The organism is Pseudomonas sp. SO81, from assembly GCF_030374125.1.
Taxonomy (GTDB): Bacteria; Pseudomonadota; Gammaproteobacteria; order Pseudomonadales; family Pseudomonadaceae; genus Aquipseudomonas.
The window spans coordinates 816,620-839,643 of record NZ_CP126126.1; the positions used below are offsets into that span (position 1 = coordinate 816,620).

Below are 23,024 nucleotides of genomic sequence, written 5' to 3' on the forward strand. Positions count from 1 at the left end.
GAAATACCTCAGACGCGGCTTTCCACGCCCTCGCGCAGGAAGCGCGGCGCGATGTAGCGCTCGTAGTGCGCCTCGGATAGCAGGAAGAACTCGCGATCGATGGCCTCGCGCAGCGCCGGCAGCTCCCAGTCGCGGAATTCCGGCAGCAGGGCCAGGCCGTAGGCGTCCAGACGGCTGATCAGGCGCGAGGCGCGGGCGATCAGCTGGTAAGCCCAGCAATACTCGGACTGCTCGGGCACGAAGCGCACCTGGTGTTGCTCCAGCTGCGCGCGCAGGCGTCCGGCGTCGAACACTTCCACCTTGCCCTGCATCACCTGCACCAGCAGCACCTCCAGGCGCCGCCACACCGCACGCTTCTCGTCGTCGTTGTAGGCGTTCCAGTTCACCACTTCGTGGTGGAAGCGCTTGCAGCCGCGGCACACCAGGTCGCCATAGACGGTGGAGCAGAGGCCGACGCAAGGCGTCTTGATGCGTTGATTGGACATATGGGGCAGGTGCGGCGCGGCGAAACAGGCCGCTCATGATAGCGGCTCACCCTGGTAGGGTCATCATGACCGCCCAGACCTTTGTCGACTTGCCAGACAAACGACGGGCAGTAGCCTAAGAGGCCGATTGGATCGGGGTTTGCGCTTAACTTTGGCGTCCCGTTCCAGTAGAATCGGACCGCCTTTTTAGGCGCCGATGTCCGTCAGAAGCTGTTTTCAAAGCGTCACGAGCACAGTTGATCCGCCAGGAACGTCGTTGGCGCCGGGTTCAGTGAACCCTGCGCCAGCCCTCATCACTTCCGTCCTGCGGCGTAAAACTTTGAAAGCAGCTTCTAGTATGAGGCTGTCGACACACCGGCCAGTGCACTCACAAAGTGCAGCGGCGCGGCGTGCGACGGTTTTAGGATGAGCGTTGCGGGCCGCCGCGACCACTGATGAGGGTAATAACTGTGCTTGAAGCCTATCGCAAACACGTAGAAGAGCGTGCCGCCCAGGGGATCGTTCCCCAGCCGCTGAACGCCGAGCAAACCGCAGGCCTGGTCGAGCTGCTGAAGAATCCCCCGGCTGGCGAAGAAGCCTTCCTCGTCGATCTGATCACCAACCGTGTTCCGCCAGGAGTGGACGAAGCCGCCTACGTCAAGGCCGGTTTCCTTTCCGCCGTGGCCAAGGGCGAAGCCAGCTCCCCTCTGATCAGCAAGCAACGCGCCGTTGAGCTGCTGGGCACCATGCAGGGCGGCTACAACATCGCCACCATGGTCGAGCTGCTGGACAACGCCGAGCTGGCCGAAGTCGCCGCCGAGCAACTCAAGCACACCCTGCTGATGTTCGACGCCTTCCACGACGTCGCCGAGCGCGCCAAGAAGGGCAACGCCAACGCCAAGGCTGTCATGCAGTCCTGGGCCGACGGCGAGTGGTTCGTCAACCGTCCTGCCGTTCCGGAAAAAGTCACCCTGACCGTGTTCAAGGTCACTGGCGAAACCAACACCGACGACCTGTCGCCGGCTCCGGACGCCTGGTCCCGCCCGGACATCCCACTGCACGCCCTGGCCATGCTGAAGATGGCCCGCGACGGCATCAACCCGGACGTTCCCGGCAGCGTCGGCCCGATCAAGCAGATGGAAGCCCTGAAAGCCAAAGGCTTCCCGGTTGCCTACGTCGGTGACGTGGTCGGTACCGGTTCCTCCCGTAAGTCCGCCACCAACTCGGTGCTGTGGTTCTTCGGCGACGACATCCCGAACGTGCCGAACAAGCGCGCCGGTGGTTTCTGCTTCGGCACCAAGATCGCCCCGATCTTCTACAACACCATGGAAGACGCCGGCGCCCTGCCGATCGAATTCGACTGCACCAACCTGGCCATGGGCGACGTCATCGACGTGTACCCGTACAAGGGCGAAGTGCGCCGTAACGGCAGCGACGAGCTGGTCACCAGCTTCCAGCTGAAAACCGACGTGCTGCTGGACGAAGTCCGCGCCGGCGGCCGTATCCCGCTGATCGTCGGCCGCGGTCTGACCGAGAAGGCACGCGCCGAGCTGGGCCTGGCTCCGTCCACCCTGTTCAAGAAGCCGGTCGCTCCGGCCGACAGCGGCAAGGGCTTCACCCTGGCCCAGAAGATGGTCGGTCGCGCCTGCGGCCTGCCGGAAGGCCAAGGCGTACGTCCGGGCACCTACTGCGAGCCGAAGATGACCACCGTCGGCTCCCAGGACACCACGGGCCCGATGACCCGCGACGAGCTGAAGGACCTGGCTTGCCTGGGCTTCTCCGCCGACCTGGTGATGCAGTCCTTCTGCCACACCGCGGCCTATCCGAAGCCGATCGACGTCAACACCCACCACACCCTGCCGGACTTCATCATGACCCGCGGCGGCGTGTCCCTGCGCCCGGGCGACGGCATCATCCACAGCTGGCTGAACCGCATGCTGCTGCCGGATACCGTGGGTACCGGTGGTGACTCGCACACCCGCTTCCCGATGGGCATCTCCTTCCCAGCCGGTTCCGGCCTGGTGGCCTTCGCCGCCGCCACCGGCGTCATGCCGCTGGACATGCCGGAATCCGTACTGGTGCGCTTCAAGGGCAAGCTACAACCGGGCATCACCCTGCGTGACCTGGTCCATGCCATCCCCTACTACGCCATCAAGCAGGGCCTGCTGACCGTCGAGAAGAAGGGCAAGATCAACGCCTTCTCCGGCCGTATCCTCGAGATCGAAGGTCTGGACGAGCTGACCGTTGAACAGGCCTTCGAGCTGTCCGACGCCTCGGCCGAGCGCTCCGCCGCCGGTTGCACCATCAAGCTGCCGGAAAAGGCCATCGCCGAGTACCTGCGCTCCAACATCACCATGCTGCGCTGGATGATCGGCGAAGGCTACGGCGATGCCCGTACCCTGGAGCGTCGCGCCCAGGCCATGGAAGCCTGGCTGGCCAACCCGCAACTGCTGGAAGCCGACAAGGACGCCGAGTACGCCGAGATCATCGAGATCGACCTGGCCGACGTCAAAGAGCCGGTGCTCTGCGCGCCGAACGACCCGGACGACGCCCGTCTGCTGTCCACCGTCGCCGGTGAGAAGATCGACGAAGTGTTCATCGGCTCGTGCATGACCAACATCGGTCACTTCCGCGCTGCCGGTAAGCTGCTGGACAAGGTCAAGGGCGGCATTCCGACCCGTCTGTGGCTGGCTCCGCCGACCAAGATGGACGCCCACCAGCTGACCGAGGAAGGCTACTACGGCATCTACGGCAAGGCCGGTGCGCGCATGGAAATGCCGGGCTGCTCGCTGTGCATGGGTAACCAGGCTCGCGTACAGACCGGTTCGACTGTGGTCTCCACCTCGACCCGTAACTTCCCGAACCGCCTGGGCGACGCCACCAACGTGTACCTGGCCTCTGCCGAACTGGCAGCGGTCGCCTCGATCACCGGCAAGCTGCCGACCGTCGAGGAGTACATGGAGTACGCGAAGAACATCGACAGCATGGCTGCCGACGTTTACCGCTACCTGAGCTTCGACCAGATCGCCGAGTTCCGCGAAGCGGCCGCCAACGCCAAGATCCCGGCCGTACAGATCTAAGCGTCAGCGCAATGAGAAAGCCCCGCCTAGTGCGGGGCTTTTTTTATGGAGCGAAACCGGGAGTGCCGTGGTCGGAACTTCTGAAGCCCCTCGCGGGCACCCTTTCAGAAGGAGTTCACCATGAAACCCTGGATTCTTGCCCTGCTCTGCGTGTTCGGCCTCACCGGCTGCGCCACCGACTACATCATCGCCACCACCGACGGCCAGATGCTCAGTTCCGAGGACAAGCCGGAGATCGACGATGAAACCGGCCTGATCACCTACGAGGACGCCGAAGGCAACGAGCAGCAGATCCCGCAGAGCTCGGTGAAGCAGATCATCGAACGCTGACCATGCGAGGCCCGCTTCGGCGGGCCGCGCCCTTTCGCGCATTTGCCAGAGACAGCGCAACGGGAATAGCGTGACGGTACTGCCTTCACTCAGGAGTACCTCATGAAACATTGGCTTCTCGCGCTCTTCTGTCTTGCCGCGCTCACCGGCTGCGCCAGCGAATACCTGCTGGTCACCACCGACGGCCAGATCCTAACCAGCGATGGCAAACCCGAGCTGGACGACGACACCGGCATGTACGAATTCGAAGACAGCGAAGGTCGCAAGCAACACATTCCGCAGAACCAGATCAAGCAGATGATGGAGCGCTGAAAGCGTCCTTTCCGCTGCGCCCGTCGTGCTGGCATATGGCTTGCTAAGCCATATGCAGCAGAGTCCCTCCAACGGCGGAGTGACTCACAGACAATGGCGTCGCTCCCGGCCACCTCCGTGATGGCCAGGTGCGGCGCCTTTTTGTTCAACGGCGGAACAAAGACATGACCGATACCAGCAACACCCGTAGCGATGCCCTGGCCTGGGTCGCCGGCAGCGACGCCCCGGAGAAGAGCGCACTGAACCTGGGCTTCATGGCCCTGACCGACTCGGCATCGCTGATAGTCGCCGCGACGCAAGGCTTCGCCCAGCCCTATGGCCTGACCCTCAATCTGCAGCGCCAGGCCTCCTGGGCCGGCCTGCGCGATCGCCTGCTGAGCGGCGAGCTGGACGCCGCCCAAGCCCTGTATGGCCAGGTCTACGGCATCCACCTGGGCCTCGGCGGCACAGCTACCGAAATGGCCATCCTCATGGGCCTGTGCCAGAACGGCCAGGCGCTCAACCTGTCGCAGCCGCTCAAGCAGGCCGGCGTGACCAGCGGCGAGGCACTGGCCGCACGCGTGCGCCAAGGTGGTGCAAAGCTGACCTTCGCCCAGACCTTTCCCACCGGCACCCACGCCATGTGGCTTTACTACTGGCTCGCCGCCCAGGGCATACACCCGCTGGAAGACGTCAACACCGTGGTGGTACCGCCCTCGCAGATGGTCGCCCACCTGCGCGCCGCGCGTATCGACGGCTTCTGCGCCGGCGGCCCCTGGGGCGCCCTGGCGGTGGAGGAAGACCAAGGTTTCACCCTGACCACCAGCCAGAACATCTGGGCCGACCACCCGGAGAAGGTGCTGGGTGTGACCCGCGAATTCGTCGAGCAGTACCCCAACACCGCACGCGCCCTGACCATGGCCGTGCTGGAGGCCAGCCGCTTCATCGACGAGAGCGAGGAGAACAAGCGCAGCACCGCCCAGCTGATCAGCAGCAGCGAGTACGTCGACGCACCGTTGTCGGCCATCCAGCCGCGCTTCCTCGGCCAGTACGAAGACGGTCTCGGCCACGCCTGGCTGGACGCCCATCCGCTGCGCTTCTTCGCCGACGGCGCGGTGAACATGCCCTGGCTGTCCGACGGCATCTGGTTCCTCACCCAGTTCCGCCGCTGGGGCCTGCTCAAGGAAGATCCGGACTACTTCGGCCTGGCCCGGCGGATTCACCAACTGGATATCTACCGCACCGCCGCGGAAGCCTTGGGCATCGCTGTGCCGCAGCAGTCCATGCGCCGCTCCACCCTGCTCGACGGCAGCATCTGGGATGGCAGCGACCCGGCCAGCTACGCCCGCTCGTTCGCCATCCATGCGCGCGCCGACAGCGCCGCCGCCATCGCCCTGTAACGGACCGAGACATAAGCACGATGCTACGCATACTCCTGATCAACGATACCCCGAAGAAGGTCGGCCGCCTGAAGTGCGCGCTGATCGAGGCCGGTTTCGAGGTGATCGACGAATCCGGGCTGACCATCGACCTGCCCGAGCGGGTCGAGGCGGTACGCCCCGATGTCGTGCTGATCGACACCGAATCCCCGGGCCGCGACGTGATGGAACAGGTGGTGCTGGTGACCCGCGACCAGCCCCGGCCGATCGTCATGTTCACCGACGAACACGACCCGCAGGTGATGCGCCAGGCCATCCAGTCCGGCGTCAGCGCCTACATAGTCGAAGGCATCCAGGCCGACCGCCTTCAGCCGATACTCGACGTGGCCATGGCCCGCTTCGAAAGCGATCAAGCCCTGCGCGCCCAGCTGCAGGCCCGCGACGAGCAGTTGGCCGAGCGCAAGCGCATCGAACTGGCCAAGGGCCTGCTAATGAAGATGAAGAGCTGCAACGAGGAAGACGCCTACACCCTGATGCGCCGCCAGGCCATGAGCCGCCAGCAGAAGCTGATCCAGGTGGCCGAGCAGATCATCGCGATGCACGACATGCTGGGCAATTGAGCTAGCCGGCGCTGCAACTGTACTGCCCACCAAGGCAACTGTATCGGTTCACTCAAGCTTTACCGCTGCACTGTAACGCTCAACTCGGCCGGCGCCTGTATCTGCCGGCACGCTGTGCCACTCGGCTAGGGTAGAACCACCTTCCCCCGCCGAGTACGCACCATGAACGAACGCCAGCTGCTGGCCGAGGCCGACCGCCGCGCCCTCGCCTATTTCGACGGCAGCGCCCAGCGCCGGGTGTTCCCCGATGATCAGGCCATCGCCGCCCTGAGCACCTTCGACCAGCCCCTGCCCGAATCCGGCCAGGACGCCCAACGGGTACTGCAACAACTCGACGAGCTGGGCTCGCCGGCCACGGTGACCAGCAACGGTCCGCGCTACTTCGGTTTCGTCATCGGCGCCACCCTGCCGGCCGCTGCGGCCGCCGAGCGCATGGTGCTGGCGTGGGACCAGTGCGCTTCGTCCTTCGACAACTCGCCCATCGCCGATCGCCTGGAAAAGGTCGCCGGCCGCTGGGTGTGCCAGGCGCTGGGCCTACCGAGCGAGAGCGCCGTGGGCTTCGGCACCAGCGCCACCGCCTGCACCCTCGCCTGCCTCTCTGCCGCCCGCCGCAAGCTGCTGGCGCGCCAGGGCTGGAACTTCGACGCCGACGGCCTGATGGGTGCCCCTGAGATCCGCGTGGTGCTCTCCGAGACTGCGCACATCACGGTGAAGAAGGCCCTGCGCGTGCTCGGCTTCGGCATGAACCGCCTGCACTACGCGCCGGTGGACGAGCACGGGCGCATCGACCCGACGCGCCTGCCGGCGCTGGACGAGCGCACCCTGCTGATCCTGCAGGCCGGCGAGGTCAACACCGGCGAATTCGACCGCTTCGCCGAGCTGATCCCCAAGGCCCGAGAGGCCGGCGCCTGGGTGCATGTCGACGGCGCCTTCGGCCTATGGGCCCGTGCGTCTTCTTCAGCCCATCTGGCCGAGGGCGTGGAACAGGCCGATAGCTGGACCACCGACGGCCACAAGTGGCTCAACACTCCCTACGACAGCGCCATGGCCATCTGCCGCGACGCCGATGCCCTGGCCGCGGCGATGAACAGCGACGCTGCCTACGCCACAGCGAGCCGCGACGCACAGAAGAACCTGACCCTGGAGTTCTCCCGTCGCGCCCGTGGCGTGGCGATCTGGGCGGCGCTGGCCAGCCTCGGCCGTGAGGGCCTGCGCGAGCTGATCGATCGGCATATCCGCCAGGCCGGAGAATTGGCCGAGACGCTGCGGGGTGGCGGCTACCAGGTGCTCAATCGCGTGGTGCTCAACCAGGTGCTGGTACGCGGCGACTCGGATGCGCAGACCACTGCCATCCGCGAGGCGGCGCAGGCCTCCGGCGAGGTCTGGTTCGGCCCGACCGTCTGGCAGGGTCGTCCGGCCTTCCGCCTGAGCCTCAGCTCCTGGCGCACCGAGGATCGGCACGTCCATGCCCTGGCGGAACTGCTGTTACGTCTGAAACGACAGCTCTGAGCTGCCCGCAGCAGCGCGCAAGCGCTGCACCATCGGCCGGGCGTGGCGCCGGGGCCATCGACTGCACCGCTCATTTGCCGGCGAACTGCTCTGGACAGCGGCAGGCCCGCACCCTTATCTTCGCCCCAGGCCACACGCATGTGGCCTGCGTCGCTCGGACGGTTCCGGGCGCTTACGTACTCCGAGGAAAGCATGGCTGACAATGCCAAGCGCCGCTTTGCGCGCATCGATCGTCTCCCCCCCTACGTTTTCAATATCACCGCCGAACTGAAGATGGCCGCCCGTCGCCGTGGCGAGGACATCATCGACTTCAGCATGGGCAATCCGGACGGCGCCACCCCGCCGCACATCGTCGAGAAGCTGGTGCAGGTCGCCCAGCGCGAAGACACCCACGGCTACTCCACTTCCCGCGGTATTCCCCGCCTGCGCCGCGCCATCTCGCGCTGGTACAAGGACCGCTACGAGGTGGAGATCGACCCGGAAAGCGAAGCCATCGTCACCATCGGCTCCAAGGAAGGCCTGGCGCACCTGATGCTGGCCACCCTGGACCATGGCGACACCGTGCTGGTGCCCAACCCCAGCTACCCGATCCATATCTACGGCGCGGTGATCGCCGGCGCCCAGGTGCGCTCGGTGCCGCTGGTGCCTGGCGTGGACTTCTTCGCCGAGCTGGAACGGGCCATTCGCGAGGCCATTCCCAAGCCGAAGATGATGATCCTCGGCTTCCCCTCCAACCCCACCGCCCAGTGCGTGGAGCTGGACTTCTTCGAACGGGTGGTGGCGCTGGCCAAGCAGTACGACGTGCTGGTGATCCACGACCTGGCCTATGCCGACATCGTCTACGACGGCTGGAAGGCCCCCTCGATCATGCAGGTGGAAGGCGCCAAGGACATCGCGGTAGAGTTCTTCACCCTGTCCAAGAGCTACAACATGGCCGGCTGGCGCATCGGTTTCATGGTCGGCAACCCGGAGCTGGTCAGCGCCCTGGCGCGGATCAAGAGCTACCACGACTATGGCACCTTCACCCCACTGCAGGTTGCGGCCATCGCCGCCCTGGAGGGCGATCAGCAGTGCGTGCGCGACATCGCCGAACAGTACCGCCAGCGCCGCAACATGTTGGTCAAGGGCCTGCACGAGGCCGGCTGGATGGTGGAGAAGCCCAAGGCCTCCATGTACATCTGGGCCAAGATCCCCGAGCCCTATGCCCACCTGGGTTCGCTGGAGTTCGCCAAGAAGCTGCTGCTGGAGGCCAAGGTCTGCGTCTCGCCGGGCCTGGGCTTCGGTGATTACGGTGACGACCATGTGCGCTTCGCCCTGATCGAGAACCAGGACCGCACCCGTCAGGCCATCCGCGGGATCAAGGCGATGTTCCGTGCCGATGGCCTGCTGCAGCCGCCTGCAAGCAAGCCGCGCAAGGCCCAGGTCGACTGAGCCAGGCGCCATGCAAAAGGCCCCGCCGGAGATTTCCGTCGGGGCCTTTTCGTATCAGCCGCTTTTATCAACCGGAGTAATCCAGCGCGGTCCAGGCGCGGCCCAGGCCGCTGGCGATCATGCAGCCCGGCCGCTCCAGCGCCTGGTCGCTGCTCTGTGCCAGGCGGGTCACTTCGCCCTCGCCGTCACGCTCGGTCAGCCATTGCAGGCGCCCACAGTTGGGCGTGTCGATCACGTAGCTGGCGGCGATCAGCGAGTTCTGCCCTGGCAGACGGACCACATCGAGCACCCTGCCCGCCTCTTCCACACGCTTGCCGTCGCGCACGAGCACGGCCCAGGCCTCGCCGCCCTCGATCACCAGATACGCACCGTTGGCCCTGGGTTGCTCCAGCTGCGGCTGGGCGCAGCCCGCCAGCAAGGCCAACAGCAGAATTGTCATCAGCTTGTGGTGCATATAGGCAGCTCCTGTTCCGACTTCGGTCTCGATGATCTCGACGGCACTTGAGCTGTACTATTATCCAGTAGTGTTTATTTGTACAGTACTTTTCGTTTACTCTTTTGCGGCCACGGAACCCAAGGAGATCGACCATGCTGGACGTACTGCAGCTGAAGAACAAAGTGAACCAGATGCCCCTGGAGAGCATCCGCGCCACGGTAGACGAGCTGCGCCTGGAAGGCCTGGTCACCGGCAGCAAGACCCCCTTCAAGCGCGTGCACTTCAACACCTGCTTCGCCGAGATCGAGGCCCTGCTGCAGCGCGCCGGCTATCACCGGCAGGTCGATGTGGTGGGCTACCAGGGCCAGGCCTATGCGTTGTTCGATCCCGGCCGCTGGGAGGCGGTGGAGGTGCTGCGCTGGCTCAAGGAATACGTCGAGGAAGCCCAGCGCCAGCGCGTCTGAAATACCGCTCCATCGAACCAAAAGCGCTCACGCCCGTGCGGCCATGGCTCCCGCACGGTGCAGAACAGGCGCCTGCGGGCCGCTTCTGCCCAGCCTGTCGAGCGGCCCGCCGACTTCGGCTAAGCCGCTGATTCGCAAGCCTTCTCCTATCATTCAGTAGCACCAGATCGCTGCCTGCGACGACACTTCTCCTGCGCCCGGCGAAACCTGGCAAGGCCCTTGCAAAAGTCCCCGTAGATTCCAGCGCAGCACACCAACGGCGGTGAGCCGCGGATCACGGACAACGGCGTCCGTCAGGGCTCCCTCCCCCATCGGGAGCTCTGGCGTACGCCGTTTTTATTTGCCCATGCAAGGAATTACCCCATGAGTGATCGTGATTCGAAGAAGCCCGTCGATACCAGCCGTCGCAACTTCCTCAAGCAGTCCATCGCCGTTGCCGGCACCGTCGGCGGTATCGCCGCTCTCGGCCTGTCCGCCCCCGGCTTCCTGCGCAGCGCCGCCTACGCCGCCGGCTCCGATGCACCGGAAAAAGCCGCGCTGAAGATCGGCTTCATCCCGCTGACCGACTGCGCCTCGGTGGTGGTCGCCGCCACCCAGGGCTTCGCCGCCAAGTACGGCCTGACCATCACCCCGAGCAAGGAAGCCTCCTGGGCCGGCGTGCGCGACAAGCTCAACACTGGCGAGCTGGATGCCTCCCACGTGCTGTACGGCATGATGTACAGCTCCCAGCTCGGCCTGGCCGGCCCGCAGAAGGACATGGCGGTGCTCATGGGCCTGAACCAGAACGGCCAGGCCATCACCCTCTCCAAGCAGCTCAAGGAAGCCGGCGTCACCACTGGCGAGCAGCTGGCCGCACATATCAAGAAGGGTGGCAGCCCGCTGACCTTCGCCCAGACCTTCCCCACCGGCACCCACGCCATGTGGCTGTACTACTGGCTGGCCAGCCACGGCATCAACCCCTTCACCGACGTCAAGACCATCACCGTGCCGCCACCGCAGATGGTGGCCAACATGCGCGTCGGCAACATGGACGGCTTCTGCGTCGGCGAGCCCTGGGGCGCGCGGGCGATCTTCGACAAGATCGGCTTCACCGCCACCACCACCCAGAAGATCTGGGCCGACCATCCGGAGAAGGTCCTCGGCTGCTCCCGCGAGTTCGTCGAGCAGAATCCCAACACCGCCCGCGCACTGGTCATGGCCATCCTCGACGCCAGCCGCTTCATCGAGGCCAGCGTCGAGAACAAGAAGTCCACGGCCAAGCTGATTTCCGGCAAGGCCTACGTCAACGCGCCGACCGAAGTGATCGAGCAGCGCTTCCTCGGCCACTACGAAGACGGCCTCGGCAACAGCTGGGAAGACTCGCACGCCATGGCCTTCTGCAAGAACGGCAGCGTCAACTTCCCCTATCACTCCGACGCCATGTGGTTCCTCACCCAGTTCAAGCGCTGGGGCCTGATCAAGGAAGAACCGGACTACGCCGGCCTGGCCGCCGCCGTGAACCAGACCAAGATCTACGCCGAGGCCGCCGGAGCCCTGGGCATCGCCGTGCCGAGCAGCCCGCTGCGCAGCAGCACCCTGATCGACGGCAAGGTGTGGGACGGCAGCAACCCGGCCGCCTACGCCGCCTCGTTCGCCATCAAAGCCTGAGTGTGGAGGTCGCCATGAACGCGCCACTGAAAACACCGCTACAAGCCGCGCCCAGCGTGGCGCCGCGCCAGGCCTTGCCTGGCGCGGAGGCGTTCGCCAGCCTGGTCAAGGCGGTGATTCCGCCCCTGCTCGGCATCGCCCTGTTCATCGGCGTGTGGGCGCTGATCGCCGCCCGCAGCGAAGGCCTGCCAGGCCCGCTGTCGACCTGGTATTCGGCGCTGGAGCTGTTCGCCGATCCGTTCTACGACAACGGTCCCAACGACATGGGCATCGGCTGGAACATCCTGCATTCGCTCGGCCGGGTCGGCCTGGGCTTCGGCCTGGCGGCGCTGATCGGCATTCCGCTGGGCTTCGCCATCGGCCGCTTCGCCTTCCTCGCCAGCATGCTCTCGCCGATCATCAGCCTGCTGCGGCCGGTGTCGCCGCTGGCCTGGCTGCCGATCGGTCTGCTGGTATTCGAGGCCGCCGGCCCGGCGTCGATCTGGGTGATCTTCATCAGCTCGATCTGGCCGATCATCCTCAACACCGCCGCCGGCGTCGCCAGCGTGCCGCAGGACTACCTGAACGTCGCCCGCGTGCTCAAGCTGTCGGAGTTCAAGGTGCTCACCCGCATCCTGTTCCCCGCCGTGCTGCCGCACCTGATGACCGGCATCCGCCTGGCCATCGGCGTGGCCTGGCTGGTGATAGTCGCCGCGGAGATGCTCACCGGTGGCACCGGCCTGGGCTTCTGGGTGTGGGACGAGTGGAACAACCTCAACGTCGAACACATCCTCATCGCCATCATCATCGTCGGCCTGGTCGGCCTGGCCCTGGAGCAGGCCCTGCTCGTGCTGGCCAAGCGCTTCGACTATGCGAGCTAAGGAGACCGCCATGGACAAGTTCGTCGAGCTGACCGGCGTCAGCAAACACTTCGATACCAAGAAGGGCCGCTTCCAGGCCCTGGCCGACGTCAACCTGAGCATCGCCAAGGGCGAATTCGTCTCGCTGATCGGCCACTCCGGCTGCGGCAAGTCCACCGTACTCAACCTGATCGCCGGCCTGCTGGAGGCCAGCGAGGGCGGGTTGATCTGCAACGGCCGCGAGATCGACGGCCCCGGCCCGGAGCGCGCCGTGGTGTTCCAGAACCACAGCCTGCTGCCCTGGATGACCTGCTTCGGCAACGTCCACCTGGCCGTGGAGCGGGTGTTCGGTAGCAAGGAGAGCAAGGCTCAGCTCAAGGAACGCACCAGCGCGGCGCTGCACATGGTCGGCCTCGACCATGCCAGCCACAAGCACCCCAACGAGATCTCCGGCGGCATGAAGCAGCGCGTCGGCATCGCCCGCGCCCTGGCCATGGAGCCCAAGGTGCTGCTGATGGACGAACCCTTCGGCGCGCTGGACGCCCTGACCCGCGCGCACCTGCAGGACGAGCTGCTGCGTATCGTCGGCCAAACCCACAGCACCGTCGTGATGGTGACCCACGACGTGGACGAGGCGGTGCTGCTGTCGGATCGCATCGTGATGATGACCAACGGCCCGGCGGCGACCATCGGCGACATCGTCCAGGTCGAGCTGCAGCGCCCGCGCGATCGCCTGGCCCTGGCCAACGACGCCCGCTATCACGAGTACCGCACGGCGGTGCTGGAATTCCTCTACCAGCGCCAGCAACGCCCGGCGGCCTGAGCCGCGCAACCCGACGAGCCCGGCCGGTGTCGGGCTTTGTCGTTTCTACCCCTTCTCCAGCGGTGCGGCAGGGCCTAGGCTGGCGGTACAACGACAACAAGGGGAACCACCATGCTCTACAGCGTCTATATCGCCGCCATCCTGGCACTGCTGCTGATCGGCCTGTCGCTCAATATCTCGCGCCTGCGCATGCGCCATCAGGTGGCCTTCGGCGACGGCGGCAAGTCCGACCTGATCAAGGCCGTGCGCGCCCATGGCAACAGCCTGGAGCAGTCAGTGCTGTTCATCGTTCTGCTCTATCTGGGCGAGGCGACCGGGCAGATCGGCGGGCCGCTGACCGCCGCCCTCGGCTTCGCCTTCATCATGCTGCGCCTGCTCTACTGCACCGGCCTGTTCGCCCGCATCCTGCTGCTGCGCCAGGCCAGCCACGCGCTGACCATGCTGGTGCTGCTGGCCGTTACCCTACTTCTGCTGATTCCGCACTGAAGCCCTGCAAGCGCCGCAGCCAGCCGTCGACGCAGTCGACCACGCTCTGCGGCGCCTTCAGCCAGGCGCTGTGCGGGTTTTCTTGCGGCGGGCGCGGCGACGCCAGCTGCTCGATATGCGGCTGCGCCTGGATCAGCTCGGCCAGGCCCAGGGTGGAGGCCGGCGGGGCGAACTGGTCGCCCTCCATCTGGATATACAGCGATGCCACCCGGCTGCGAGGCGCCGGCGCCAGCGGCAGGCCCAGGTGGCGATAGTGGCCGCTGAAGGCCACCCAGCCCCAGTCCTGCATCAGCGAGCGCGCCTCGTGACCGCCGAAGCCCAGGCGCCGCCCCGGCAGATAGCCGAGCACATTGACGATCAGGCCGAACAGCAGCGCCACGCTGGGCGTGAGCAGCTTGCCCAAGCCGCTCCAGTGGCGATAGTGGATGTTGCCGCAGGCCACGCCCACCACCGGCACCGGGCTGTCCGGATGGGCCGCGGCGTAGAGCGTGGCGATATGGCCACCCAGGCTATGCCCGAGCAGCACCGGCGCGGCCTGGGGGAAATGGCGCCGGGCCAGAACGATCAGCTTGGGCAGAAACTCTTCCACCAGCTGCCGGTAGCCGTAGTCGAAACGCCGATTGGGCCGCGGCTGGCTTTCGCCCTGCCCCGGCCAGTCGGCCACCAGCACGTTGTACCCGGTCGCCACCAGGCGCTGGGCCAGGCCCTCGTACTTGCGCGCGGTAACGCCCAGCGCCGGCAGCACCACCAGGGTGTGCGCGGCCGCGGGATCGGCGCAATAGAGGGTGACCGGGCAATGGAACTTACCATCGGCGAACTGCACGGCATCGACCATGGTTTTTCTCCTGCGTGTGTTGCGGCGAATCTAGAGCACCTGCTCTAGAAACTCCACCAGCCAAATCGCAGGCAAAAAAAAGCCGCTCGATAGCGGCGGGGAGAGGTTAGTCAGAAGCAGCACCTGAATTAAGGGCGATGCTGCGCCTCTTGTGTGACAGGCGTATGACTCTGCGCAAGCGGCAGATCATGCGGCGCGTGCAGGCGCTCCTGCAGCCGTTCGACGAACAGGCCGGCATCCGCGCGGGAGCGGAAAGGCACATCGCACGTCCCCAGCTTGACGATCCAGCCGCGGTTGGCGGCCTCGGTCACGATGATTTCCATGGTGGTTCCCCTCTTTCAGAAATGGGCCAGGCTAGGCGAGCTTAGGCCCGTCGCTCTCACGCGCCAAAGTTCGAATTCGTCCGCCATAGCCAATCGCGCTGAATTGCTAGACGCAGCGACGGCTCTGCCATGCACCTTTCCGGGCCGCAAGCGCAGCGGTGTGCGACCCGCATTCAAGCAGCGCCAGGTTGCCGCCGTGTGACAGCCGGCGCTATGGTGGGGCCTTCAACCACAAGGAGAAGCTCATGCCCTGGTACGCCTGGCTGATCATCATCCTGGCCCTCGGCTCTATTCTCGGTAGTCTGCTGTTGCTGCGCGACAGCGCGCGCAAGCTGCCGCTGACCGAGGAACAGCTCAAGCGCATTCACGAACGCAACGCGGAAATGGATGCCAAGGACGCCCAGGACCGCTGATTTCCTGCCGACAAGGACGTTGCATGCCGCCGCTGCACCTGCGTTTGCTCCTGCCCATGCTGGCACTCGGCATGGGCCTGGCCCTGGGCTTCATCGAGCCTTCGGGCCTGGCGCTGAGCGCCGTCTTTATCGCCTGGGTGCTGTTCGGCGAACGACAGCTGCCACGCTGGCTGTGGTGGAGTGGCGGATTGCTCGGCGGCATCGCCCTGGCCGCCCACCTGCTGCCCGGCTTCCAGCCGACACCACTGTGGCCACCGCGCCAACTCAGCGACGATGCCCCGCCCTATGCTCTGCGCCTGTCCTGGGACAAGCTGCTGCTGGGTTTGACCTTGCTGGCCTGGTGGCTGGGCCAGCCGTCCCGACCAACTATCCACCCCAGACTGGCGGCGCTGGCCGGGCTGATCACGCTGCTATTGGTACCGCTGGCTGCGCTGGCGCTGGGGCTGGTCGGCTGGCAGCCGAAATGGCCGCAGCAGCTCTGGCTGTGGCTGGCGGTGAATCTGGGAGTGGCGGTGCTGGCGGAGGAACTGCTGTTTCGCGCCTGGCTGCAACCGGCGCTGGTGGCACGCCTGGACACTGTCGGTGGGCTGATCGCCACCGCCCTGCTGTTCGGCGCCGCGCACCTGCCGTTCAGTCCGCTGTTCGCCCTGGTGGCGCTGGTGGCCGGCCTGGGTTATGGCCTGGTCTTCCACTACAGCGGCCGGCTATGGTCGGCCGTGATGCTGCATGCGGCGGTCAATCTGTCGCATGTGCTGTTGTTGAGTTACCCGCTACGTTCGGTCTGACGTCTATCCCGTAGGGCGCGAAGATGCGCTGCAGCTGGCCGCTGTCGCGCAGCAGTTGCATGGCCGCGCGGAAGTCCTCGGCGCTGATCGGCGCCTGCGGGCTGAGGATCGCGTAGTGGCGGTAGCGCTGATCTTCCCAGTCCGAGATCAGCAGCTGCTGCTGCAACTGCGGCTGTTCGCGCATGCGCGCCCCGAGCCAGGAGCGGGTGATCGGCGCCACGTCGGCACGCCCGCGCAGCACCAGCTTGAGGTTGCTCTCGTGGGAGTAGGTGAGCACCGCGTTGAAGTTCTGCTCCAGCCACTTGGGATCGTTGTTGAAGCCGGCGAAGCCATAGTGATAGCCGTTGAACAAGGCCATGCGCTTGCCCATCAGCTTGTCGAAGTAGCGCTGGTCACGCCCCGGCTCGGCACGAGCCACCAGTACCTCGGCGTCTTCCAGGCCCAGGTCGATACGTATGCCGGAGATACCCTGCCAGTTCCAGTCGGGGTTCTCGAAGATGGCGACGTGGATGCGCGCCTGACGGAAGTCGTCGAAGCGGCGATTGAGCGAGGTGGCGCGCAGGGCAAAGCGATGCTCGCTCTGAGCTTTATTGAGGGCGTCGACCAGCTCACCGAGCAGACCGTTGTGCGGATTCGACTCGGGCTTGATCACGTAGGGTGGAAAATGTACTGCGGCGATCAATACCTCGTCCGCCGCACCGACGCCTGTGCTGAACAACGCTGCCAACACCAGCAAAGCGCCAGGCAATCCCTGTCGACGCCGATACATATTGACCTCATAGACAACCGAGCTGAGCGAAGACTAGCCCAGGGCCTCCACCGCGTAAATGGAGAAAGATCCGCGGCCCGCGGGCTCAGCGTGGCATCGGGTCGGCGCGCTCGCTGCCGGCCTCTGTCGCCGCCGTCACGTGATAGCGCTGCAGCAGCTCGCCGAGCTTGCCGCTGCGCTGCAGCTGGCCGAGTAGGCTTTCTAGGCGCGCCGCATCGATAGGCCCCTGGGGACGCAACAGGGCATGGTGGTGGTAGACCTGATCGGTACGTTCGGACACCAGCAGCTGCTGCCTTTCCTGCGGATGCTCGCGCTGGTAGATGCGCAGGTAGGAACGAGTCACCACGCTGATATCCACCCGGTCATGCAGCAGCATCAGCAGGTTGCTGTCGTGGGAATAGGTGAGCACCGCATTGAACTGGTGAGTCAGGTAGTCCTGGTCGGCGTTGTAGCCGGCGAAACCGTAGTGATAGCCGTTGTACAGGGCCATGCGCTTGTCGCCCAGGCTGTCGAAGAAGCGCTGGTCGCGGCCGTGCTGGTTGCGCGCCACGTAGACCTCGGCATCGACGATTTGCAGATCGAGCTTGTCCAGGGGAATGTCCTGCCAGCCCCAGTCCGGCGACTCGAACAGGATCAGGTCGTAGCGCGCGTGGGTGAAGTCACGGTAGCGGCGGGTCACCGAGGTCGGCACTAGGTCGAAGCGGTAGTCGCTCTGCGCGCCGTTCAGCGCGGCCAGCAGCTCGGGCACCAGGCCCTCGGGCGCGGCGCTCTCCGGTTTCACGATATAGGGCGGGAAGTGGTAGGCACCGACACGCACGCGCTGCTCGGCGCCTGCCGGGAATGCGCAGAAAACCACAGTGATCAGCAGCAAGCGGAGAAGCACGGGCAACGCGGTTACCTCGGAGGGTGAAAGCCAGGTGTCCGGCTCGTCCCTGTAGCCGCGACTGGCCGTGAGCCAGTGCTGCTAGCAGCTTAGCCTATTAGTCAGGTTTTCTTGAAGACCAGGGCCAGCGCTTCTTCGGCTAACTGGTCCAGGGTGATCTTGCCGTCCGGGCGGAACCAGGTGGTGGTCCAGCTCAGCGCACCGGTGAGGAAACGGCGCAGCACGAACGGATCGGCATTGAAGTAGCCGGCATCGCGGGCATCGCTGAGCACGTCGAGCCAGATCTGCTCGTAGGTATCGCGCAGGCTGAGGATATAGGCCTGGCTCTCCTCGGACAGCGAGCGCCATTCGTAGACCAGCACGCCCATGGCCTCGCCGGTACCGCCCATGATCGACTGCAGCTCGCAGCGGATCAGGCCCAGCACCCGCTCCCGCGTATCCGAGGCTTCGGCCAGGGCGGCGCGCATCAGCGCGGTGTTGTAGACGATGGTCTCCTCCATCACCGCGCGGAGGATTTCGTCCTTGCTCTTGAAGTGGTGGAAGATGCTGCCGGACTGGATGCCCACGGCCCCCGCCAGATCGCGCACCGTGGTGCGCTCGTAGCCCTTGCTGCGAAACAGGTGGGCGGCGGTCTGCAGCAGCTTGCCGCGGGCGCTTTCCGGGTCGGTCAGCTCGGCGCGGGCCACCAGCTCCTGCATCACTTTTCGGGCTTTTTGTTCGTCCAGGCTCATTGCATCCCCACGTGGAAACTCACTGCGTCGCGCATTGTACGCAAGCTGGCGAATTTAGGGCCTGCCAGGTGACCAAGCAAGCGCTCGGATAAAAGTTGCCAAAAGACTTTTCAACCAAGCGCTTGCTTGGTAGTGTTCGTTTCATCTTCTTCGCTGCCGCGAGAGCATCGTCATGAGCAAGACCATCCGCATCGGCTGCGCCTCCGCATTCTGGGGGGACACCTCCACCGCCGCCGCCCAATTGGTGCACGGTACCGAGCTGGATTACCTGGTATTCGACTACCTGGCCGAGATCACCATGTCGATCATGGCCGGCGCACGCATGAAGAAGCCGGACGAAGGCTACGCCACCGACTTCGTCGAAGTGCTCGCCCCGCTGCTGGGCGAGATTGCACAGAAGAAAATCCGCGTAATCAGCAATGCCGGTGGGGTCAACCCGGCCGCCTGCGCCGCCGCCCTGGCCGCCGCCTGCGACAAGGCCGGCGTGCAGCTGAAGATCGCCGTGCTGCATGGCGACAACCTGCAGCCCAAGCTCGGCGAGCTGGCCAAGGCCGGCACCACCGAGATGTTCAGCGGAGCGCCGCTGCCGCCCATGTGCGTGTCGGTCAACGCCTACCTGGGCGCGCCAGGGATAGTCGCCGCGCTGCAGGCCGGCGCCGATATCGTCATCACCGGCCGCGTGGTCGACAGCGCGGTGGTCAGTGCCGCCCTGGTGCATGAATTCGGCTGGGCCTGGAACGACTACGACAAGCTGGCCCAGGCCGCCCTCGCCGGCCATATCATCGAATGCGGCGCCCAGTGCACCGGCGGCAACTTCACCGACTGGCGCGACGTACCGGACTACGAACACATCGGCTTCCCGGTCATCGAAGTTCGTGACGATGCCAGCTTCGTGGTGACCAAGCCCGAGGGCACCGGCGGCCTGATCAGCGTGCTCTCGGTCGGCGAGCAGATGCTCTACGAGATCGGCGACCCGCGCGCCTACCTGCTGCCGGACGTGATCTGCGACTTCACCCGGGTCGAGCTCAAGCAGGTCGGCGCCAACCGCGTCGAGCTGCAAGGCGCCCGCGGCCTGGCACCGACCGACCAGTACAAGGTCAGCGCCACTTACCCGGACGGCTTCCGCTGCACCGCCAGCTGCCTGATCGCCGGCATCGACGCCGTGGCCAAGGCCGAGCGGGTCAGCCAGGCGATCATCAAAAAGACCGAGGAAATCTTCGCTGAGCGCGGCTGGGGTCCGTACCGCGAAGTGAATATTGAGCTATTGGGCGCCGAGGCCACTTACGGTCCACACGGCCAGCGCCGCGATACCCGCGAAGTGGTGATCAAGCTCGGCGTGCGTCATGCGAAGAAGGAAGCGCTGATCCTGTTCTCCCGCGAGATCGCCCAGGCCGCCACTGGCATGGCGCCGGGCCTGACCGGCATAGTCGGCGGGCGCCCCACCGTGTACCCGGTGATTCGCCTGTTCAGCTTCCTGGTCGACAAGAGCGCCTGCGCCCTGGCCGTGGAAATCAACGGCGAACGCAGTGCGGTCGCCCTGCCCCAGCTCGACGCCTTCGACCCGGCCAGCATTGCCGTCGAGGCGGACGTACCCGCGCCCAGCGGCGAGGCCGACGCCAGCGTGCCGCTGATCAAGCTGGCCGTGGCCCGCTCCGGCGACAAGGGCAACCACAGCAATATCGGCGTGATGGCGCGCAAGCCCGAGTACCTGCCGTGGATCGCCGAGGCACTGGGCAAGGAGGCGGTGGTGGACTGGATGAGCCATGTGCTCGACCCGCAGATCGGCCGCGTCGAGCGCTGGTACCTACCGGGCAGCCACAGCCTCAACTTCCTGCTGGAGAACGCCCTGGGCGGCGGTGGCGTGGCCAGCCTACGCATCGACCCGCAGGGCAAGGCCTTCGCCCAGCAGTTGCTGGAATTCCCGATTCCGGTGCCGCGCGCACTGGCTGACAGCCTATAACAAGGACAATAACAATGGCATACGACTCAGTCTTCAAGGCCAGCCTGTTCGCCGGCCAGACCATCCTGGTCACCGGCGGCGGCAGCGGTATCGGCCGCTGCGTGGCCCATGAACTGGCGTCCCTCGGCGCCCATGTGGTGCTGGTTGGGCGCAAGCTGGAGAAGCTGGAAAAGACCGCCGGCGAGATCGCCGAGGACGGCGGCAGCTCCAGCTTTGCCGTGTGTGATATCCGCGAGGAAGAAGCGGTCAAGGCCATGGTCAAGGCGGTGATCGCCGAGCGCGGCCCGATCCACCACCTGGTCAACAACGCCGGCGGTCAGTTCCCCGCGCCGCTGGTGTCGATCAACCAGAAAGGCTTCGAGACCGTGGTGCGCACCAATCTGGTCGGCGGCTTCCTGATCGCCCGTGAAGTGTTCACCCAGAGCATGAGTAAGACCGGCGGCAGCATCGTCAACATGCTCGCCGACATGTGGGGCGGCATGCCCGGCATGGGCCATTCGGGGGCGGCGCGGGCCGGCATGGAGAACTTCACCAAGACCGCCGCCTACGAGTGGGGCCACGCCGGCGTGCGGGTCAACGCCGTGGCGCCGGGCTGGATCGCCTCCAGCGGCATGGATACCTACCCCGACTCGATGAAGAACATGATCCGCTCCCTCAAGGACCACGTGCCGCTGCAACGCATCGGCACCGAGTCGGAGGTGGCCGCAGCCATCGTCTTCCTGCTCTCCCCCGGCGCCAACTTCATCAGCGGCAACACCATCCGCATCGATGGCGCCGCGAGCCAGGGCACGCGTGCCTGGACGCTGGGCAAGGCGAAAAACAGCGAGTCCTACAACGGCTTCCATCGCGCCTATGTGCCCGATGTACTGAAAGACCAGGGAGAGTGATGCGATGCCGGTGATCCAATCCGAACTCGACGTCCACGGCGACAGCTTCGCGCAGAACCGCGAGGCCATGCTGGCCGCCATCGCCAGCTTCCGCGAGGTGGAACAGAAGGTCCTCGACAAGGCGGCCGAGGCCAAGGCCAAGTTCGAAAAGCGTGGCCAGCTGCTGCCGCGCGAGCGCCTCAACCTGCTGCTCGACCCCGGCAGCCCGTTCCTCGAACTCTGCTCCCTGGCCGGCTACAAGCTGCACGACGACAAGGATGGGACTCAAGCGGGGGGCGGCATTATCGCCGGCATCGGCTACGTGGCCGGCGTGCGCTGCCTGGTGATCGCCAACAACAGCGCGATCAAGGGTGGCACCATCTCCCCCACCGGCCTGCGCAAGTCCCTGCGCCTGCAGCAGGTGGCCAGCGAGAACAAGCTGCCCATCGTCACCCTGGCCGAGAGCGGCGGCGCCAACCTGACCTACGCCGCCGACATCTTCGTCGAGGGCGCGCGCGCCTTCGCCAACCAGGCGCGCCTGTCCGCTGCCGGCATCCCCCAGATCACCGTGGTGCACGGCTCCAGCACCGCCGGCGGCGCCTACCAGCCGGGCCTGTCCGACTATGTGGTGGTGGTGCGCGGCAAGGCCAAGATGTTCCTCGCCGGCCCGCCCCTGCTCAAGGCCGCCACCGGCGAGATCGCCACGGATGAGGAACTGGGTGGCGCGGAGATGCACGCCCAGGTCGCCGGCACCGCCGAGTACCTGGCCGAGAACGACGCCGACGGCGTGCGCCTGGCCCGCGAGATCGTCGGCATGCTGCCGTGGAACGCGCAACTGCCGGTGCGTCCGCAGCGCAGCTACAAGGAGCCGCTGTACCCGGCCCACGAGCTGCTCGGCGTGGTTCCGGCGGACGCCAAGAAACCCTACGACGTGCGCGAGATCATCGCCCGTATCGCCGACGGCTCCGAGTTCCTCGACTTCAAGAACGAGTTCGACAGCCAGACCGTCTGCGGCCATCTGCAGATCGAGGGCCAGCCCTGCGGCCTGATCGGCAACAACGGCCCGATCACCCCGCGCGGCGCGGCGAAGGCCGCCCAGTTCATCCAGCTGTGCGAGCAGAGCGACACGCCGATCCTGTTCTTCCACAACACCACCGGCTTCATGGTCGGCACCGAGTCCGAGCAGCTCGGCGTGATCAAGCACGGCTCGAAGATGATCCAGGCGGTGGCCAACGCCACCGTGCCCAAGCTGACCATCGTCGTCGGCGGCTCCTACGGCGCCGGCAACTACGCCATGTGCGGTCGAGGTCTGGACCCGCACTTTATCTTCGCCTGGCCCAACAGCAAGACCGCCGTGATGGGCGGCGCCCAGGCCGGCAAGGTGCTGCGCATCGTCACCGAGGAAAAACACCGCAAGGAAGGTAAAGAAGCTGATCCGAAGATGCTCGACATGCTGGAAATGGCCACCGCGCAGAAGCTCGACAGCCAGTCCACCGCGCTGTACGGCACCGCCAGCCTGTGGGACGACGGCCTGATCGACCCGCGTGACACCCGCGCCCTGCTCGGCCTGCTGCTCGACATCTGCGCGGAGGCCCGCCTCCGCCCGCTCAAGACCAACACTTTCGGCGTCGCCCGCCTGTAACTCTAGGGAGATAACAAC

The 23,024-nt window shown here is 65.7% G+C and carries 24 protein-coding genes; 17 read left to right on the forward strand and 7 right to left on the reverse strand.

Annotated elements, in window-relative coordinates; all coding sequences use genetic code 11:
• Window positions 1-8 precede the first annotated feature (8 nt).
• Window positions 9-485 (reverse strand): DUF1289 domain-containing protein, encoded by a 477-nt coding sequence (locus OH686_RS03885; protein ID WP_137972615.1) that lies wholly within the window; start codon window positions 483-485, stop codon window positions 9-11.
• Between the two features lie 449 nt (window positions 486-934).
• Between OH686_RS03885 and acnB the strand changes: the two genes are divergently transcribed.
• The 7 genes from acnB (at window position 935) to alaC (ending at window position 9,104) form a co-directional block, all read left to right on the forward strand.
• The gene (acnB, locus tag OH686_RS03890) at window positions 935-3,544 is read left to right on the forward strand and encodes a bifunctional aconitate hydratase 2/2-methylisocitrate dehydratase (RefSeq protein WP_289536279.1); all 2,610 of its coding nucleotides are present in this window, start codon (window positions 935-937) and stop codon (window positions 3,542-3,544) included.
• 120 nt (window positions 3,545-3,664) lie between these two features.
• Complete coding sequence (locus OH686_RS03895) at window positions 3,665-3,874, forward strand: YgdI/YgdR family lipoprotein (RefSeq protein WP_137972613.1); 210 nt, start codon at window positions 3,665-3,667, stop codon at window positions 3,872-3,874.
• Between the two features lie 102 nt (window positions 3,875-3,976).
• Window positions 3,977-4,186, forward strand: coding sequence for a YgdI/YgdR family lipoprotein (locus OH686_RS03900; RefSeq protein WP_289536281.1), 210 nt, complete (start codon window positions 3,977-3,979; stop codon window positions 4,184-4,186).
• A gap of 164 nt (window positions 4,187-4,350) precedes the next feature.
• Entirely contained in the window at window positions 4,351-5,565 is a 1,215-nt protein-coding gene (locus OH686_RS03905; protein ID WP_289536283.1) for a CmpA/NrtA family ABC transporter substrate-binding protein, read from the forward strand.
• A gap of 20 nt (window positions 5,566-5,585) precedes the next feature.
• Window positions 5,586-6,164 (forward strand): ANTAR domain-containing response regulator, encoded by a 579-nt coding sequence (locus tag OH686_RS03910; RefSeq protein ID WP_289536285.1) that lies wholly within the window; start codon window positions 5,586-5,588, stop codon window positions 6,162-6,164.
• 162 nt (window positions 6,165-6,326) lie between these two features.
• Window positions 6,327-7,673, forward strand: a complete 1,347-nt coding sequence (locus tag OH686_RS03915; RefSeq protein ID WP_289536286.1) for a pyridoxal phosphate-dependent decarboxylase family protein — start codon at window positions 6,327-6,329, stop codon at window positions 7,671-7,673.
• Window positions 7,674-7,865: 192 nt separating this feature from the next.
• The gene (alaC, locus tag OH686_RS03920; protein WP_289536288.1) at window positions 7,866-9,104 is read left to right on the forward strand and encodes an alanine transaminase; all 1,239 of its coding nucleotides are present in this window, start codon (window positions 7,866-7,868) and stop codon (window positions 9,102-9,104) included.
• A 67-nt stretch (window positions 9,105-9,171) separates the two neighbouring features.
• On the opposite strand, the gene OH686_RS03925 is transcribed toward alaC, so the two are convergent.
• The gene (locus OH686_RS03925; RefSeq protein WP_289536290.1) at window positions 9,172-9,558 is read right to left on the reverse strand and encodes a hypothetical protein; all 387 of its coding nucleotides are present in this window, start codon (window positions 9,556-9,558) and stop codon (window positions 9,172-9,174) included.
• Window positions 9,559-9,692: 134 nt separating this feature from the next.
• On the opposite strand from OH686_RS03925, the gene OH686_RS03930 reads away from it, so the two are divergent.
• From OH686_RS03930 to OH686_RS03950, 5 genes are all read left to right on the forward strand, one after another.
• Entirely contained in the window at window positions 9,693-10,004 is a 312-nt protein-coding gene (locus OH686_RS03930) for a hypothetical protein (protein ID WP_061904031.1), read from the forward strand.
• Between the two features lie 363 nt (window positions 10,005-10,367).
• A complete protein-coding gene (locus tag OH686_RS03935; protein ID WP_289536292.1) occupies window positions 10,368-11,651 on the forward strand; it encodes a CmpA/NrtA family ABC transporter substrate-binding protein in 1,284 nt (427 codons plus the stop codon).
• A gap of 14 nt (window positions 11,652-11,665) precedes the next feature.
• Window positions 11,666-12,511, forward strand: a complete 846-nt coding sequence (gene ntrB / locus OH686_RS03940) for a nitrate ABC transporter permease (protein ID WP_289536294.1) — start codon at window positions 11,666-11,668, stop codon at window positions 12,509-12,511.
• Window positions 12,512-12,521: 10 nt separating this feature from the next.
• Entirely contained in the window at window positions 12,522-13,313 is a 792-nt protein-coding gene (locus OH686_RS03945; RefSeq protein ID WP_289536295.1) for an ABC transporter ATP-binding protein, read from the forward strand.
• 111 nt (window positions 13,314-13,424) lie between these two features.
• Window positions 13,425-13,799, forward strand: a complete 375-nt coding sequence (locus OH686_RS03950) for an MAPEG family protein (protein WP_289536296.1) — start codon at window positions 13,425-13,427, stop codon at window positions 13,797-13,799.
• On the opposite strand, the gene OH686_RS03955 is transcribed toward OH686_RS03950, so the two are convergent.
• Both OH686_RS03955 and OH686_RS03960 read right to left on the reverse strand, forming a co-directional pair.
• The gene (locus OH686_RS03955) at window positions 13,771-14,634 is read right to left on the reverse strand and encodes an alpha/beta fold hydrolase (protein ID WP_289536297.1); all 864 of its coding nucleotides are present in this window, start codon (window positions 14,632-14,634) and stop codon (window positions 13,771-13,773) included. The two genes, OH686_RS03950 and OH686_RS03955, sit on opposite strands and share 29 nt — an antisense overlap.
• 128 nt (window positions 14,635-14,762) lie before the next feature.
• Window positions 14,763-14,957, reverse strand: a complete 195-nt coding sequence (locus OH686_RS03960) for a hypothetical protein (RefSeq protein ID WP_289536298.1) — start codon at window positions 14,955-14,957, stop codon at window positions 14,763-14,765.
• A gap of 245 nt (window positions 14,958-15,202) precedes the next feature.
• Between OH686_RS03960 and OH686_RS03965 the strand changes: the two genes are divergently transcribed.
• Both OH686_RS03965 and OH686_RS03970 read left to right on the forward strand, forming a co-directional pair.
• Window positions 15,203-15,370: a DUF2897 family protein gene (locus OH686_RS03965; RefSeq protein ID WP_137972600.1), complete on the forward strand. Its 168-nt coding sequence runs from the start codon at window positions 15,203-15,205 to the stop codon at window positions 15,368-15,370.
• A 23-nt stretch (window positions 15,371-15,393) separates the two neighbouring features.
• Window positions 15,394-16,155, forward strand: a complete 762-nt coding sequence (locus tag OH686_RS03970; protein WP_289536300.1) for a CPBP family intramembrane glutamic endopeptidase — start codon at window positions 15,394-15,396, stop codon at window positions 16,153-16,155.
• Here OH686_RS03970 and OH686_RS03975 read toward each other — a convergent pair.
• From OH686_RS03975 to OH686_RS03985, 3 genes are all read right to left on the reverse strand, one after another.
• Complete coding sequence (locus OH686_RS03975; RefSeq protein ID WP_502942769.1) at window positions 16,106-16,924, reverse strand: transporter substrate-binding domain-containing protein; 819 nt, start codon at window positions 16,922-16,924, stop codon at window positions 16,106-16,108. The genes OH686_RS03970 and OH686_RS03975 overlap by 50 nt on opposite strands.
• Window positions 16,925-17,009: 85 nt before the next feature.
• Window positions 17,010-17,813 (reverse strand): substrate-binding periplasmic protein, encoded by an 804-nt coding sequence (locus OH686_RS03980; protein WP_502942770.1) that lies wholly within the window; start codon window positions 17,811-17,813, stop codon window positions 17,010-17,012.
• 95 nt (window positions 17,814-17,908) lie between these two features.
• Complete coding sequence (locus tag OH686_RS03985; RefSeq protein WP_218569291.1) at window positions 17,909-18,532, reverse strand: TetR/AcrR family transcriptional regulator; 624 nt, start codon at window positions 18,530-18,532, stop codon at window positions 17,909-17,911.
• A 178-nt stretch (window positions 18,533-18,710) separates the two neighbouring features.
• Here OH686_RS03985 and OH686_RS03990 point away from each other — a divergent pair, with 178 nt between their 5' ends.
• Genes OH686_RS03990 through atuC form a run of 3 tightly spaced genes read left to right on the forward strand, consistent with a single transcriptional unit; the run spans window position 18,711 to window position 23,006 of the window.
• Window positions 18,711-20,498 carry an acyclic terpene utilization AtuA family protein gene (locus tag OH686_RS03990; RefSeq protein WP_289536303.1) on the forward strand — a complete coding sequence of 596 codons (1,788 nt, stop codon included), beginning with the start codon at window positions 18,711-18,713 and terminating at the stop codon, window positions 20,496-20,498.
• A gap of 14 nt (window positions 20,499-20,512) precedes the next feature.
• Window positions 20,513-21,385 carry an SDR family oxidoreductase gene (locus OH686_RS03995; RefSeq protein ID WP_289536305.1) on the forward strand — a complete coding sequence of 291 codons (873 nt, stop codon included), beginning with the start codon at window positions 20,513-20,515 and terminating at the stop codon, window positions 21,383-21,385.
• Window positions 21,386-21,389: 4 nt separating this feature from the next.
• Window positions 21,390-23,006 (forward strand): geranyl-CoA carboxylase subunit beta, encoded by a 1,617-nt coding sequence (gene atuC / locus OH686_RS04000; protein ID WP_289536307.1) that lies wholly within the window; start codon window positions 21,390-21,392, stop codon window positions 23,004-23,006.
• Window positions 23,007-23,024 lie beyond the last annotated feature (18 nt).